8 protein-coding genes are annotated in these 14,250 nt (G+C 69.0%); 3 read left to right on the top strand and 5 right to left on the bottom strand.

Annotated elements, in window-relative coordinates; translation table 11 throughout:
* The first annotated feature begins 11 nt into the window (after window positions 1–11).
* Genes speB through OXU32_03240 form a run of 3 tightly spaced genes read left to right on the top strand, consistent with a single transcriptional unit; the run spans window position 12 to window position 3,378 of the window.
* Window positions 12–989 (top strand): agmatinase, encoded by a 978-nt coding sequence (gene speB, locus OXU32_03230; protein MDE0072982.1) that lies wholly within the window; start codon window positions 12–14, stop codon window positions 987–989.
* Entirely contained in the window at window positions 986–2,653 is a 1,668-nt protein-coding gene (locus OXU32_03235) for a phospholipase D-like domain-containing protein (GenBank protein MDE0072983.1), read from the top strand. Before speB ends, OXU32_03235 begins: the two co-directional genes overlap by 4 nt.
* Window positions 2,650–3,378, top strand: a complete 729-nt coding sequence (locus OXU32_03240) for a cytochrome c biogenesis protein CcdA (GenBank protein MDE0072984.1) — start codon at window positions 2,650–2,652, stop codon at window positions 3,376–3,378. Before OXU32_03235 ends, OXU32_03240 begins: the two co-directional genes overlap by 4 nt.
* On the opposite strand, the gene OXU32_03245 is transcribed toward OXU32_03240, so the two are convergent.
* From OXU32_03245 to OXU32_03265, 5 genes are all read right to left on the bottom strand, one after another.
* A complete protein-coding gene (locus tag OXU32_03245) occupies window positions 3,359–4,813 on the bottom strand; it encodes an aldo/keto reductase (GenBank protein ID MDE0072985.1) in 1,455 nt (484 codons plus the stop codon). The genes OXU32_03240 and OXU32_03245 overlap by 20 nt on opposite strands.
* A complete protein-coding gene (locus OXU32_03250) occupies window positions 4,810–6,318 on the bottom strand; it encodes an APC family permease (GenBank protein MDE0072986.1) in 1,509 nt (502 codons plus the stop codon). The genes OXU32_03245 and OXU32_03250 overlap by 4 nt, the downstream gene beginning before the upstream one ends.
* Window positions 6,319–6,374: 56 nt before the next feature.
* The gene (locus OXU32_03255) at window positions 6,375–7,436 is read right to left on the bottom strand and encodes a metallophosphoesterase family protein (protein ID MDE0072987.1); all 1,062 of its coding nucleotides are present in this window, start codon (window positions 7,434–7,436) and stop codon (window positions 6,375–6,377) included.
* A 246-nt stretch (window positions 7,437–7,682) separates the two neighbouring features.
* Complete coding sequence (locus OXU32_03260) at window positions 7,683–10,847, bottom strand: hypothetical protein (GenBank protein MDE0072988.1); 3,165 nt, start codon at window positions 10,845–10,847, stop codon at window positions 7,683–7,685.
* A gap of 16 nt (window positions 10,848–10,863) precedes the next feature.
* Window positions 10,864–14,046, bottom strand: coding sequence for a M66 family metalloprotease (locus OXU32_03265; protein ID MDE0072989.1), 3,183 nt, complete (start codon window positions 14,044–14,046; stop codon window positions 10,864–10,866).
* Between the last annotated feature and the right edge of the window lie 204 nt (window positions 14,047–14,250).

A 14,250-nucleotide genomic window follows, 5' to 3' on the forward strand; every position in this document is an offset into this window, starting at 1 on the left:
GGCACCGTACGATGCCGAATCTGAGGTCGCCGGGCACGGGCCGGGGCACGGTCGTCGACGAAGCGGCGACCGGGTCCCTTCCGGCAGCCTTGACGGGACTGAGCTGGGGGCTTCCGCGCACGTTTCTCGGCCTCGACGAGGCGACCAGCGCCTTCGCGTCCGCGCGCTCTCTCATCCTTCCCGTCCCCTACGAGGCCACGACCTCGTGGGGCACGGGAACCCGCTACGGGCCGCGCGCCATCCTGGATGCGTCCCAGTACGTCGAACTCTACGACAACGAGCTGGATGCCGTGCCGTGCCGTGCCGGCATCCACACGCTGCCCGCCCTGGAGCTTACCCGCGACGGGCCCGCCGCCGCCCTGGCGGAGCTGGAGGAAGCCTGGGGAGCCGTTTACGATGCAGCCGACGGCCGCTTCCTGACGATGCTGGGCGGCGAGCATTCCATCTCCTCCGCGGCCATCCGCGCGGCTGCGGCGCGGCATCCGGAACGCCTCTCCGTGCTTCAGCTCGACGCCCACGCCGATCTGCGCGCCTCACACGACGGCTCTCCCTTCTCGCACGCGTGCGCGATGACCCGGGTCGTGGACCGGGCCGACATCGTCGCGGTCGGACTGCGCGGGGTCAGCCTCGAGGAGGTGGAGGCGGCGCGCCGCGAGCCCGGCGTCACGTTCATCTTCGCGGACGAGATGGAGCGGGACGAAGCCTGGATGGACCGCGCCCTGGACGCGCTCGGGCCGCTGGTGTACCTCACCTTCGACATCGACTACTTCGACCCGTCGCTGGTTCCGAGCACTGGAGCGCCCGAGCCGGGAGGCGGCGCATGGTACCCGACGCTGCGATTCCTGCGCCGGGTCTTCGCCGAGCGCCGGGTGGTGGCCGCCGACGTGGTGGAGCTGGCGCCCATTCCGGGCCTGCGGGCGCCGGACTTTCTGGTCGCCCGACTGGTCTACAAGCTGATCGCGTACGCGACCGCGGACGGCGCATCGTGAGCGCTTCCGCCCGCCCCCAGCCGGTAGACACGCCGGGCGCCGTTCAGCCCTCGGACCGGCCGCGCGCCCCGGCCGGCCCCGCAGACCTCGGCCTCGCGCGCGCACCACAGCGGACATCCACTCTGTCCTTCGGCCTGGAAGTCACGCCCTACGACGTTCTGGCGAAGGCCATGGATCGCTCCGCGGGCGCCCCGCGCATCGACGACAACGAAATCCGGCTGAACTTCGATGGACCGCATACCTTCGAGAGCTGGATCGACGCCATCGAGAGCGCCCGCCGTTTCGTCCATTTCGAGAACTATGTCGTTCGCGACGACAGGACCGGCCGCGCCTTCCGCGATATCCTGGTGGCCAAGGCGGAGCAGGGCGTGGAGGTACGGGTCCTCTACGACTGGGTGGGATGCTGGGCGACGCCCGCCCGCTACTGGAAGCCGTTCCGCGAGAAGGGCGTCCAGGTGCGCGCCTTCAACCGGCCCGCCCTGCGCGATCCCTTCGGCGTGCTTCAGCGCGACCACCGCAAGCTGGTGTGCGTAGACGGCGAAGTGGCTTTCGTCGGGGGGTTCTGCATCGGCGACGAGTGGGCGGGCACCGAGGATCGCGCGCCCTGGCGCGACACCGGCGCCGAACTGCGGGGTCCGGCGGCGCTGGCGGCGGCGCGCGCGTTCGGACGGCTGTGGGACGAGATCGGCGACCCCGTGCCCGCGGAACTGCTGGACGAGGTCGTGCCGGAGGCGGCGGGCCAGACCCCGGTCTGGGTCATCGAGGGCAGACCCTGGAGGGCCCGGGTCTACCGGGTGACCCAGTTGGCCGCCGCCAGCGTGCGCCGGCGACTCTGGATCACCGATCCCTACTTCATCGCGCCTCGCCCGGTCGCCGAAGCGCTGGCCGCCGCCGCCCGGGACGGAGTGGATGTGCGCATCCTGGTGCCCGCCCACAACAACTGGCCTCTGGTAGGAAGCCTGGCGCGGGGGGGATACCGGGATCTCCTGAAGGCGGGCGTGCGGCTGTTCGAGTGGCAGGGGCCGATGATTCACGCCAAGACGGCGGTCGCCGACGGGGTCTGGAGCCGCATCGGATCGAGCAACCTCAACGCGGCCAGCCTGCTCGGCAACTGGGAGATCGACATCGGCGTGCTCGACCGCAAGCTGGCCCGGCAGCTGGAAGGCCTCTTCCTGGCCGACTTGGCCTCGTCGATCGAGATCGTCCTGCCCTCCGGACGGCACGGACGTGCGGCGCGACCTCCCGCCAGGGAGCCCGAGCAGCGCCCCATCGAGCCTCCGGAGCGCCTCCTTGAGCGGCTGGAGCACTGGCGCCAGTCCCCCGACCGCGGTGGCTGGCGCATCAGCGACCTGGTGCGCGCGGGCTCGACCCTGGGCGACGCCATCGCCGGCCGCCGCCTGCTGGAGCGGGAGGCGCGCACCGTGCTGGGCACCACGGCCGGCATACTCATCGGGCTCGCGCTGCTGTCCGCCTTCTTCCCCCGAACCGTGGCCTGGACCTTCGCGGCCATTCTGGGGTGGCTGGGGGTCACGGCCGGTGCCCGCGCCTGGGCGGAGGCCAGACGCGCCCGCTCGGGCCCGGCATCCGAGGAAACCGCGCAGACGGACATCCGGCCTCCACCGACATCCGCAGCTCGTCCCCAGCCCCGGAAAAGCAATCCGTGACCGATTCGATACCCTTGGCGGGCGTCTTCCTGGCGGGAACGATTTCCTTCCTCTCCCCCTGCGTGCTTCCTCTGGTGCCCGGCTACCTCTCGTTCATCACGGGCATGAGCCTGGAGGACCTGCAGGCAGGCGTGGACCGGCGCGCCGCGGTGATCCATTCGCTCCTGTTCGTCTCCGGGTTCACGCTGATCTTCGTCCTGATGGGCGCGTCGGCCTCCTTCCTGGGCCAGTTCTTCCGCGCCTACGACCTGTGGATCGCGCGCATCGGCGGTGTGATCATCATCGTCCTGGGGCTGTACCTGGCCGGCGTGCTGCGGCTGACCCCGCTGGACCGGGAACGGCGCGTGCATCTGAACGACAAGCCCGTCGGCCACCTGGGAACCCTGGGCGTGGGGGCAGCCTTCGCGGCGGGATGGACGCCGTGCATCGGGCCCATGCTGGGGACGGCGCTCACCCTGGCCGCAACGGCCGAATACATGTGGGCGGGCGTGGGATACCTCTTCGTCTACTCGATGGGGCTCGCGGTGCCGTTTCTTCTGTCCACGCTCGCAGTGGATGCCTTCCTGCGCGGCTTTCAGCGCTTCCGGCACCTGCTTCCCGCGCTTCAGGTCTCGGCGGGCGTTCTCCTGATCGTCCTCGGCGTGATGCTGGTCAGCGGCTCGTTCACCGTGCTCAGCACGTACCTGATCCGCTTCACGCCCGACTTTATTCTGGAGATGCTCTGACCTCCGCCTCGGCTTCGATCTCCACCCGGTAGCCCTCGCCGACCAGCCCCGTGCGGATGAGGGTGTTGGCGGGCAGCACCTCGCGAAAGCGGTGTCCGTGCGCGCGCGCCACGGCCTCCCAGTCGGCGGCGTCCCGGATGTAGAGCCGGGTGCGCACGACGTCGGCGAGCCCGGCGCCCAGCGAGTTCAGCGCGCCCTCCACCTTGTCGATGGCGAAGTGGGTCTGGGCGCCGGCGTCGTCGCCCCCGATGAGGCGGCTGCCGTGGGTCGCGGTGGTGCCCGCGACCCAGATGCGGTTGCCGGACCTCACGGCGCGGCTGAAGCCGGCCACGTCCTCCCACATGGTCCCGGACGAGACCCGCGCGCGTCCGTCGCTCCGGTGTCGCACCGGATATGGTGAAGGGAAGCGGGTGACGTGGTGGCGCAGATCGCCCGCCGCGGTCAGGTAGGGCGGGCGCCGGTACTCGTCACCGCAGTCCCCCGGGATGGGATCCAGGCGCGCAGCCGCCCCATCCAGCTCGGCGAGCGCATCGCCGTCCAGCGAGAAGTCGAAGAGCCGCAGGTTGTCTTCGAGGTAGCTCCGCCCGCCCGGCCGCGCACCCACGATCACCCCGGCCACCCCGGGCTGCTCGAGCACGTAGCGTCCGGCCACGTTGGCCACCGACACGCCCAGCCGGTCCGCGACCCGCCGCGCCGCCCGCAGCACCTCCTGAAAGCGGTCCCACCCCCCCGCCTGGTCCACGAAGCGGCGGTACTTCATCTGCGACCAGGTGAGCGCGTCGTCGATCGGAGGCGCCGGACGGCCCAGCCAGCGGTCGCTCAGCAGCCCCCCGGCGAGGGTCCCGTAGGCCAGCAACTGCACGCCGTGGGTCCGGCACACCTCGGCCATGGCGGTGGCCGGGCGCCGGTCCAGCAGCGAGTAGCACACCTGGTTGCAGACGATGGGGATGCCGCTGTGGAGCGCCATGTCCAGATGCACCGCATCCAGGTTGGTCACCCCCAGGTGCAGGATCTGTCCGTCGGCCTTCAGGTCGGTCAGGTGGAACAGGCAGTCCAGCCAGCTCGGGTCGGCGTAGTTCCAGGCGTGGAACTGGAGCAGATCGATGCGCTCCACGCCGATCCTCCGGAGCGCGCGGTCGACCGCCGCCTCCACCTCGGCCCGCGACGACGCGCCCGGGGACGGCACCCACTTGGTGAGCACGCGCACCCCCTCACGGCGCCGGGCCAGGGTCCCCGCGATGATCTCGGCGGAGCCGTAGTGATCCGCGGCGTCGAAGGTGTCGAACCCCGCCTCCACATGGGCCTCCAGCGCGCGCGCCGCCGCCTTCGGGTCGAGTTCGGTTCCGCCGCGTTCCGCGTCCGCGACCTGCCAGAGCCCGTTCAGCACGCGGGACACGCGCAGTCCCGGAGCCAGCAGCCGGCGTTCTACGCTCATTCAGGCGGGAGTTCGCGGAAGATGCGCTCCACATCCGCGCCGGAGGTCCTGAGCGCGGCCATCTCGCGCCAGTAGACGCCGGAGGCGACGGCCATCACCAGCAGCCACACCCACGTGGGATGGAAGTACCACGCCGCAACTTCACTGGTGAGGTCCCGCATCACCTGGACCACCAGGAAGGTCCCCAGCACGACCACGCCCGCGCCGCCCACCAGAGTCCGCGCGGTGCGCCCGGTGAGCACGGACACGCGCGCCGCCAGGTCGGGGTTGCGCCGCGGCAGCGTGAGCAACGCCAGGCACATCAGTCCGAAGTTCACCAGCATTGAGATGACGAGGATGTCGATACCCAGGAAGAAGTCGCCCGCGAGATGACTTCCTACGATCCCTACCGAGGCCATGACGCCGCTGGCGATGATGGCGATGTGGGGTGTGCGCCGGCGCGGGTGCACCGCGGCGGCCCTCTTCGGGAAGATGCCGTCCTCCGCCCACGCGAACATCATGCGCGAGACCGCCAGCAGCATCGCCGGGAGGTCGTTGATGAGCGCCACCGCGGCCCCGCCGACGATGACCACCGTCCATCCCGCGGGGAGCAGATACCCGAGCAGTCCGGGCGCGGTAAGATCCCGCACCTGCGCCTCGGCGGCGATGAAGCTCCAGGGAACCGCGTGGTACACCGCCGCAGTGAACAGGAAGTAGAAGCCCCCCACGATCGTGATCGCGAGCCCGATCGCGAGCGGCAGGTTGCGCCCCGGGTTCTTCGCCTCGCCCCCGGCCTGGGCGATGGAGTCGAAGCCGATGAAGGTGGCGAAGAGCAACACGGATGCCGCCAGCAGGGTGCGAGGTTCGAGCGCCGGCGCGGCCACCTCCGGGACGGACCGGCCCTCCGACGCCGAGAGCGCGGCTGCGAAGTCCCCGTGGTCGAAGGCGAACCCGGCCACGATCACCACCGCGCCCAGCGCGAACATCAGGAACATCATCGGGACGAGAGTCCGCTCGTAGAGCTCGAGCCCGCGCACGTTCACCAGCACGAAGGTCCACAGGAACGCGAGCGCCAGCCCCACCCGCACCGCACCGGTGTCGAGGGCGTCCGCGAGGGCGACCAACTCGAGCGCACCCGCGATGTCGCGCAGGAAGGGAATCAGGATGTAGGAGACCACCCCGATCGCGATGGACAGCCCGAACCACTGCGAGAAGCTGGCCACGAAGCCCCAGTACGGACTCAAGCCCCGGCTCGCATAGATGTAGCTGCCCCCGGCCCGCGGCATCGCCGAGCCCAGGCTGGCGTAGGCCAGCGCGGCCAGGACCGCGGGCACGGCCGCGAAGAGGTACGCGGGCAGCACCCAGGGCCCGATCCCGGGCACGCTGCGCTGGATCATGAAGGGCATCACGTTGATGGCGGCGCCGAGCATCGCACAGATGCCGGTCGCCACCAGCCCCATGAGCCCGAGTTCCCGGGCGAGCCCGGTTGCGGGCCGGGATCCGGCGGACGCCTCTCGATCGTTCATCGGTCGCGCTCTCCTCCTTCGCTGGCAGTCCGGGGGGAGTTCGTAATCGCGGGCCGTCAGAACCAGCGCCGCATCAGCCGCGGCTCGATTTCGACGACTTCACCCTTCACCGCGTCCAGCACCACCCGGACCCAGCCTATGTCCGGGGATCCCCAGGTCTCGAGACGCGTGAAGTTGGCGAGTCCGCGTCCCTTCCCGTCGGTCAGGGGCTGGTCCATCCGGAAGGTGTGCGTGTCCCCGTGGATGAAGAGGACATCCCCGGGAAAGGCGGCCACATGATCCCGCAGAGCGGCGACCAGGGCTCCGTAGCCGTCCCCGCCCCCGCTCTCGAGGCGGACGTTGGCGTGCGCTGCGAGCACGATCGTGGAAGCCTCGATGGCGCGCGCTTCCTGGAAGACCGCATCAACCCACGCGAGCGCTGCCTCGTTTCGCCGGGCCACCTCCTGGTCATGGCGGTGGTCGCGTCCCGGGAACTGCGCCGTCGCGTCGAACGACCCGACCACGTGGAGGGTGGCGAAGACGAAGCCGCCCCGGGTCCAGCGCACGTTCTCGGGAAACTCGGAGAACCCGGCATCCCTCGCCTGCGATGCGACGGGCATCGGGACTGCGCCGAGACTGGATGAGGGATCGTCGAAGTAGATCTCCCGAAGCCGTTCCAGCCGCTCGAGCGGATCGTACCCGCCCGCATTTGGCGCATGGCAGTCCGCCCACTCGTTGTCCCCCGGAGTGTACACGACCGGAAGCGGCACCTCGTCCAGCCGCCTGCGTATGTCGTGCAGCTTCTCGTCCGCGCACGATCCGCCCAGGATATCCCCGATGTGGATGAGGAAGTCCACCCCCGCCGACTCGGCGTCCGCCAGCAGCCGCTGGGCGCGTGGCTCCTCCCATGGGTAGTAGGGCCCGTCCCCGTAGACGCCGAAGGCGATGGCGCCGGGCGGGGGAGGATCGGCGGGAGGCGGGTCGGAGCAACCGACGAGAATCAGGGCCGACGCCAGCCAGAGCAGCGAGGTCGCGACAGGCCCCCGGCCCGCGCGCATCGGCGGGTGAAGTGCGGGCAGCGCCTGACCGACCTCGCCCGCAACCCGGCCCCGCCCGTCGCCTTCTGGCTCCGTTTCCATGGGACTCCCCTGGCATGGCCGCGACGGGAGTACGCTCTGTCCCGCCCCGGTTTCTCGCCGGCCTTCCGAGCAGGCGCCGGAAAGCGGACAGGCGTCACGCCTCGATGGCGTGGGGAACCGGAGCCGCGTTTTCCGGGGCGCGAAGATTAGCGCGCAAGCGCTTGCCGTGCCAGATGTTTCCCAAACCCTGACGTAACGTAAGGGTTGGCATGGGAGGCCTGTGGAACGAGAATCCCGGCCCTGGCGTCACCTCCGCAGCCGCACCGCCTCCCTGAGCCCGCGCGTCATGCTCACCTCCAGGTCGGCCTCGTCCCTGAGCGCGTCCGGCAGCGCCCCTTCCCAGTCCCGCAGAATCGCGCGCAGGCGTCCGGTCCCGGGCTCGGTGACGACGGTGATGCGGCGCTCGTCGGTGTGGTCCACGTACGCCTCGCCTTCAGGCCCCGTCAGGGTGACGCGTTTGAGCGCGTCCTCCCACTCGGCCTCGATCGGCACCGTGAAGAAGAAGTGTCTGCCCCCGTGCTCGTCCTCCGTGGGCGTGAAGTCCAGCGAGAAGAGCGTCCGACCGTCCAAGCTCATCCCCCGAACGCGGTACGGACCCCGGGCCTCGGGCAGTCTCGCCGCCGCCTTCATCGACAACACCGGCTCGATCCACAGCTCGCCATCCACGGCCCCGCCCCACAGGACGAGCATGTCGGACCGCGAGGCCGATGCAGCCAGGGCTGTGCTCGCGGGGCCCGCGGCCAGCTCCGCGCGATGGTCGATCACCTTTTCGAAGTAGAAATCGCTGAGCCAGGGGAACGACCGGCAGTAGCTCATGAGGTCCCGGCCGCCGTCCGGAGGTACCACCGATCCGCTGCGGAAGTCGTATCCCCACACGCCAACGTTTCCGTCCGGGTAGGGGAACGCCGGATCGGGGCCGAAGGCACCCCCGCAGGGCGCGTGCCTGAGCGAGAGGTTGTGTCCTACTTCGTGCGCCAGCGTGAATGGACTCATGATCCCGATGCTCAACCAACCGGGCAGCTGTCCCCGACCGCGGATGGACCCGAGGTCGGCGGCAACCCCGTAGTAGTGACCCACACCGCCTTCCGATGCTCGCAGCATCGCCAGCTCTCCGAAGAGCGCCGCCTGCCCCATTACAGTGGTGAGATCCAGAGACGTGACATAGGCGGCGTGCTGCCTGACGCTGAACCCGGCAAACGGGAAAGCGTGCCTCAGCAACGCTACCTCGGGGCTGTCGGCGGAGATGCGGCGGACCCACTCCACAGCCGACGAATCAGGCTCCGCGGCTTCCACGACCGGCACCAGATTAAGCAGCGTCGGGGGCACTTCCACGACGTTCAGCAGCCGGGCACCCGAGGGCGGGAAACGGGTTTCGCTCGCGGCGGTGAGAGGGAGTGTGCCCCCGGGGTCGACCTCCACGACCATCTCGACGCCCGGGACGATGACCTCCGCGGGAATGACGGCGTTGTACGACGTGCCCAGATCGCCCTCTTCGGCAACTGCAGGGACCTGGTTGCCGTCGCGCGTCATGACCACGCGGTGAACTTCGTCCCCTTCCGGTCCCGTAAAGACCGCAACGACCTCGGGCTCGAAGAACCCTCTCGGTTCATCAGCCGTCACGAATGCCCTCAGCAAGGCGTCCCGGTTGGCGACCAGACGCACGGTCCCCGGCGGAGTCTGGACCGACTGAATGAGGTAGACCGTTGGCAGGGCCACCGTGACCTCATCCGGGTTGTCGCAGATCGTGCCCGCCGTCTGCTCGATCGCGGTGTACCATGCCTGAAAGTCCGGCGCGGGGGACGCGCACAGGCCGGTGTCATCGTGTAGAAGCGTGCGAACCCGTTCCAACTGCCGAAGAGCGAACGGCAGCGCGCCCTCGAGCCTCGGATTCCGGCCCAGCCGCAACTCGGCGAGTTCCCGCAACCCACCGATGGCGCTCGGAACCGCACCGGACAGGTCGTTTTCGGCCAGGTCGACCGCCGTGAGCTCGGTAAGGTTCGCAATCTCCGCGGGGATGGCACCGGACAGGCCGTTGGCGGGCAGCGCCACCTCCACGACGCGTCCCTCCTCGGTGGCCACGCCATGCCAGTCCTCAAGGGGAGCCTCCGTCGCCCATGCCCCGCGGTTCGTCCAGGACGGGCCGCCGGTCATGTCGTGGAAGCCGATGAGCGCAAGTCGTTCGACCCGCGCGACATCACAACCCGACCTGTCGCCATCCGGTATCGCGCGCAGCCACGCCTGGAACTCCTCGTCGATCTGGGCGCAGAGATCGGTGCCCGCGTACGACAAACCCCGCATGGACTTCAGCTTGAGCATGCTTCGCGGGAGCAGGCCAGCAAGGTCATGGTTCCCCTGCAGCCAAAGCCCGTTAAGCGAGCGCATGCCGCCAATGGCGAACGGGAGCTGCCCGCTCAACGCGTTGCCCTGGAGATCGAGTCGCGCCAGGACCTGGAGGTTGCCCAGACTGCGGGGCAACTCGCCGCTCAACCCGTTGTTTGCCGCATGCAGGTCGTGAAGCGCCGAAAGGTTGCCGAGTTCCTCGGGCAGAGCTCCGGAGAGCTCGTTTTCATGAATCCAGAGCGTTTCCAGGTTCGACAGATTCCCCAGCGAGGCGGGGATTTCACCGGTGAGCTGGTTCTCGTAGAGATACAGCCCTTTCAGTGCGGCCAGGTTTCCCAGTTCGGCCGGAATCGCACCCGTGAGGTTGTTCCGCGACGCCGACAGGATCTGAATCGCCCACAGGTTCCCCATTTCCGGCGGAATCGGGCCAGTCAATTCGTTACGGCTGACGGTCAGACGCACGAGGCTGCCGAGGTTGCCAAGTTCCGGCGGCAGGGCACCCGAAAGCTGATTGAACCCCAGGCGCAGCCTTCGAAGAGAACGCAGATTCCCCAACTCACCCGGAATCGAGCCGGAAAGCCGGTTATTCGAGAGCAGCAGGGTGTCGAGGCGCGACAGTGCCCCGAGTTCGACCGGAATCGTCCCGTTCAACCTGTTGTGTCTCAGATCGAGCCTGGTGAGCTCGCTCAACCTCCCCAACTCCGCCGGGATCGGGCCCGTCAACTGGTTGCCGTAAAGAGTCAGCCGTCGCAGGTGCGCCAGGTCCCCGAGCTCGGGTGGGAGGGTTCCCGAGAGGTTGTTGCCCGACAGCGACAGCGCGGTGACGAAGCCGGCCGAGTTGGTCGATACCCCCCTCCAGTTCCTGATGCTCTCCGGGGTGTGCCAGTTCGTCCTGTCGTGCCAGTTCGGCCCCCCGGTCGCGCCGTACAAGCCGATGAGCGTGGCCCGATCGGGGGTATCGGTCTGCTCAACCTCGCGCAGGGCTGTGATTGCCGGGTCTTCGTCCGAGCAGGCGGAGAGCAGGAGCGTGCAGAAGCCCACTGCCCAGACGCGCGATCCTCGACGAGTCATGCCGCCTCCGTGAGGGTCACCTCCGCAGCCGCACCGCTTCCCTGAGCCCGCGCGTCATGCTGACTTCCAGGTCGGCCTTGTCCCTGAGCGCGTCCGGCAGCGCCCCTTCCCAGTCCCGCAGAATCGCGCGCAGGCGTCCCGTTCCGGGCTCGGAGACCACGGTGATCCGGCGCTCGTCGGCCTGGTCCACGTACGCCTCGCCTTCCGGCCCGGTCAGGGTGATGCGTTCGAGCGCGTCCTCCCAATCGGCCCCGATCGGCACCGTGAAGAAGAAGTGCCTGCCGCCGTGCCCATCCCCGGTGGGCGTGAAGTCCAGGGAGAACAGCGTCTCGCCGTCGTCGTCGGTCCCGCGAATGTGGTATGGGCCCCGCGCATCGGGCGGCCTTGCCGCCGCGCGCATCGAGAACGTCGGATCGATCCACAGCTCTCCATCCACCATGCCACCCCGGAGCACGAGCATGTCGGAGGCGGGGCCTGCCGCGGCCAGCCCTGCGCTCGCGGTGTCCGCCGCCAGTCGCCCGCGATGGTCGATCACTTTCTCGAAGTAGTAGTCGCTGAGCCACGGCAACGTGCGGCAGTAGGTCATGATGTCCTGGCCGCGGTCGGGAGGCACCATCGATCCGTTGCGGAAGTCGTACCCCCACACGCCGATGCTTCCGTCCGGGTAGGGGAAGTTCGGATCGACGCCGCTGGGATCGCCGCAAGGCGCGTGCCTGAGCGAGAGATTGTGGCCTACTTCGTGCGCCAGCGTGGTCGATCTCGGCACGCCGACGCTCACCCAGCCGGGGAGCTGCCCCCGACCGGCGATGGATCCCAGGTTGGCGGTGACCCCGTAGTAGTAGCCCGTGCCGCCTTCCGATGCCCGCAGCGCCTCGAGTTCCCCGAACAGCGACACCTGCCCGGCCGAGGTGGTGAGATCCAGCGAGGTGTGATAGGCCTCGTGCGGCCTGACGTCGAACTCGGCGAACGGGAACGCGTGTCTCAGCAGTCCCACCTCGGGACTGTCGGCGGAGATGCCGCGGACCCACGCCAGAACCGACGTGTCGGGCTCCGCGGCCGCGATGACCGGAACCAGCGTGAGCTGCATCGGAGGCACCTCCACCACGTTCAGCGAGTCGGATCCCTCGTCCGGGAATCGGGCTTCGCTTTCGGCGGTGAGGGGCAGGGTTTCCTCCGGATCGACCTCGACGACCATCTCGACGCCCGGGATGACTGCCTCGGCGGGGATCACCGCGTTGTACGAGAGTCCGAGATCGCCCTCGTCCGCTTGCGCCGGGATCTGGTTGGCGTCGCGGGTCATGACCGCGCGGTGGACCTCGTCCCCTTGCGGATCCGTGAAGACCGCGACGACCTCGGGCTCGAAGAACCCGCGCGGCTCCTCGGCCGTGACGAACGCCCTCAGAAGCGCGTTGCGGTCGGCCACCAGACGCACGCTCCCGGACGGGGCCTGCACCGACTGGGTGAGATAGACCATGGGCAGGGATACCGTGACCTGATCCGGATTGTCGCAGACCGCGCCGGCGGTCTGCTCGATCGCCCCGTACCACGCCTGGAAGTCCGGCGCGGGAGAGGCGCACAGGCCGGTGTCGTCGTGTAGCAGCACGCGAACCCGTTCCAACCCCCGAAGCGCGAACGGCAGGGCGCCCTCCAGCCCCGGATTCCGGCCCAGGCGCAATTCCGCGAGTTCGTGCAAACCGGCGAAGGAGCCCGGGAACGCGCCGAACAGGTCGTTTTCGGCCAGGTCCAACACCCTCAGTTCGCCGAGGTTGGCGATCTCCGCGGGGAGCGGACCGGACAGGGCGTTGGCGGGCAGGGCAACTTCAACGACACGTCCGTCTTCCGTGGACACGCCATGCCAGTCTCCCAGGGGAGCATCCGTCCCCCATGCCGCCCGGTTCGGCCAGGATGATCCCCCGGTCACGTCGTGCAGGTCGGTGAGAGCGAGTCGTTCGACCTGCGCGACATCGCAATCCGCCCGGCTGCCGTCCGGTATCTTCCGCAGCCACTCCTGGAACTCGTCATCGATCTGGGCGCACAGGTCGGTGTCCCCGTAGGACAGCACCTGCAGGAACTCGAGGCCGATCATGCTCCGCGGCAGCAGACCGGTCAGGCCTTCGTTTCCTTCGAGCTCGACTCGGGCGAAGGCCCGGGGTCTGCCCAGATTGCGCGGCAGCGCGCCGCTCAACTCGTTGTCCGCGGCTCGCAGATCCTCGAGCGCCGCGAGGTCGGCAAGCTCCTCGATCAACGGGCCCGTCAGGCCGTTGTCGTGAATCCAGAGCGTCTCCAGTTCCGACAGGTTGCCCAGCGAGACGGGGATGGGGCCGGTGAGCTGGTTCTGGTAGAGATAGAGTCCTTCCAGGGTGGCCAGATTGCCCAGCTCGGGCGGAATCGTCCCCGTGAGGCTGTTGCGCGAAACCGACAGAATCCGGATCGAGCTCAGCTTCGCCAGCTCGGGCGGGATCGTGCCCGTCAACTGGTTACGGCTCAGGCTCATGTAGGTGAGATTCGCCAGGTTGCCCAGTTCCGGCGGCACGGGACCCGTTAACTGATTCAACGCCAGCAGCAGCCTCCGCAGCGAGGCCAGGTTGCCGAGCTCGACGGGTATGGGGCCGGTCAGTTCGTTGCGGTGAACCAGTAGGGAATCGAGGCGCGGCAGCGATCCGAGTTCGGAAGGGATCGTCCCGTTCAGGCTGTTGTTGCCCAGATCGAGCATGGTCAGTTGGCTCAGCCTGCCCAACTCGGCCGGGATCGTGCCCGTCAGTTCGTTGGTGCCCAGAACCAGACGTCTCAGTTGGGGCAGATCTCCGAGTTGCGGCGGGATCGAACCGGTCAACTCGTTGTCCTCGAGATCCAGTTGTCTCAGTTGGGTCAGATTCCGGAGTTCGGGCGGGAGCGCGCCGGACAGGTTGTTGTCCCGAAGCAACAGTTCGGTGACGAAGCCGGACGAGTTGGTGGACACCCCCTGCCAGTCCCGGATGCTCCCGGCGGTGGTCCAGTTCCTCTGCCGATGCCAGTGCGTCCCGTCCGTCGCGTTGTAGAGGGCCATGAGCGCCGCGCGCTCGGCCGCATAGGGCTCCAGCGGGGGAGGGGCAGGGGGAGGGATGGTCGGCGGGGCCGTGGTCGCCGGATCGTCCGAGCAGACGGTTACGAGGATCGCGCAAAGGCCCGCTGTCCAGACGCGTGGTCTCCGACGTGGCATGCCGCCTCCGTTAGGGCCGGGTCCATTGCCCGAATGATGAAGAGGATCCGCCGGTCGTGCTACACCGCTTGCGATCTCGGGATCGCTGGACGTTCGAGGCACCGCGCCAGCCCGGCGTCTCGCCGCTCCGGGTTCTCGCGCGGATTCATCCACGGGCTGCTAGCTTTGCGTGGTTGAGTCGGAGAGGAGTCACGTCTGTCCCGG

Source organism: Gammaproteobacteria bacterium (assembly GCA_028819075.1).
Taxonomy (GTDB): domain Bacteria; phylum Gemmatimonadota; class Gemmatimonadetes; order Longimicrobiales; family Gaopeijiaceae; genus BD2-11.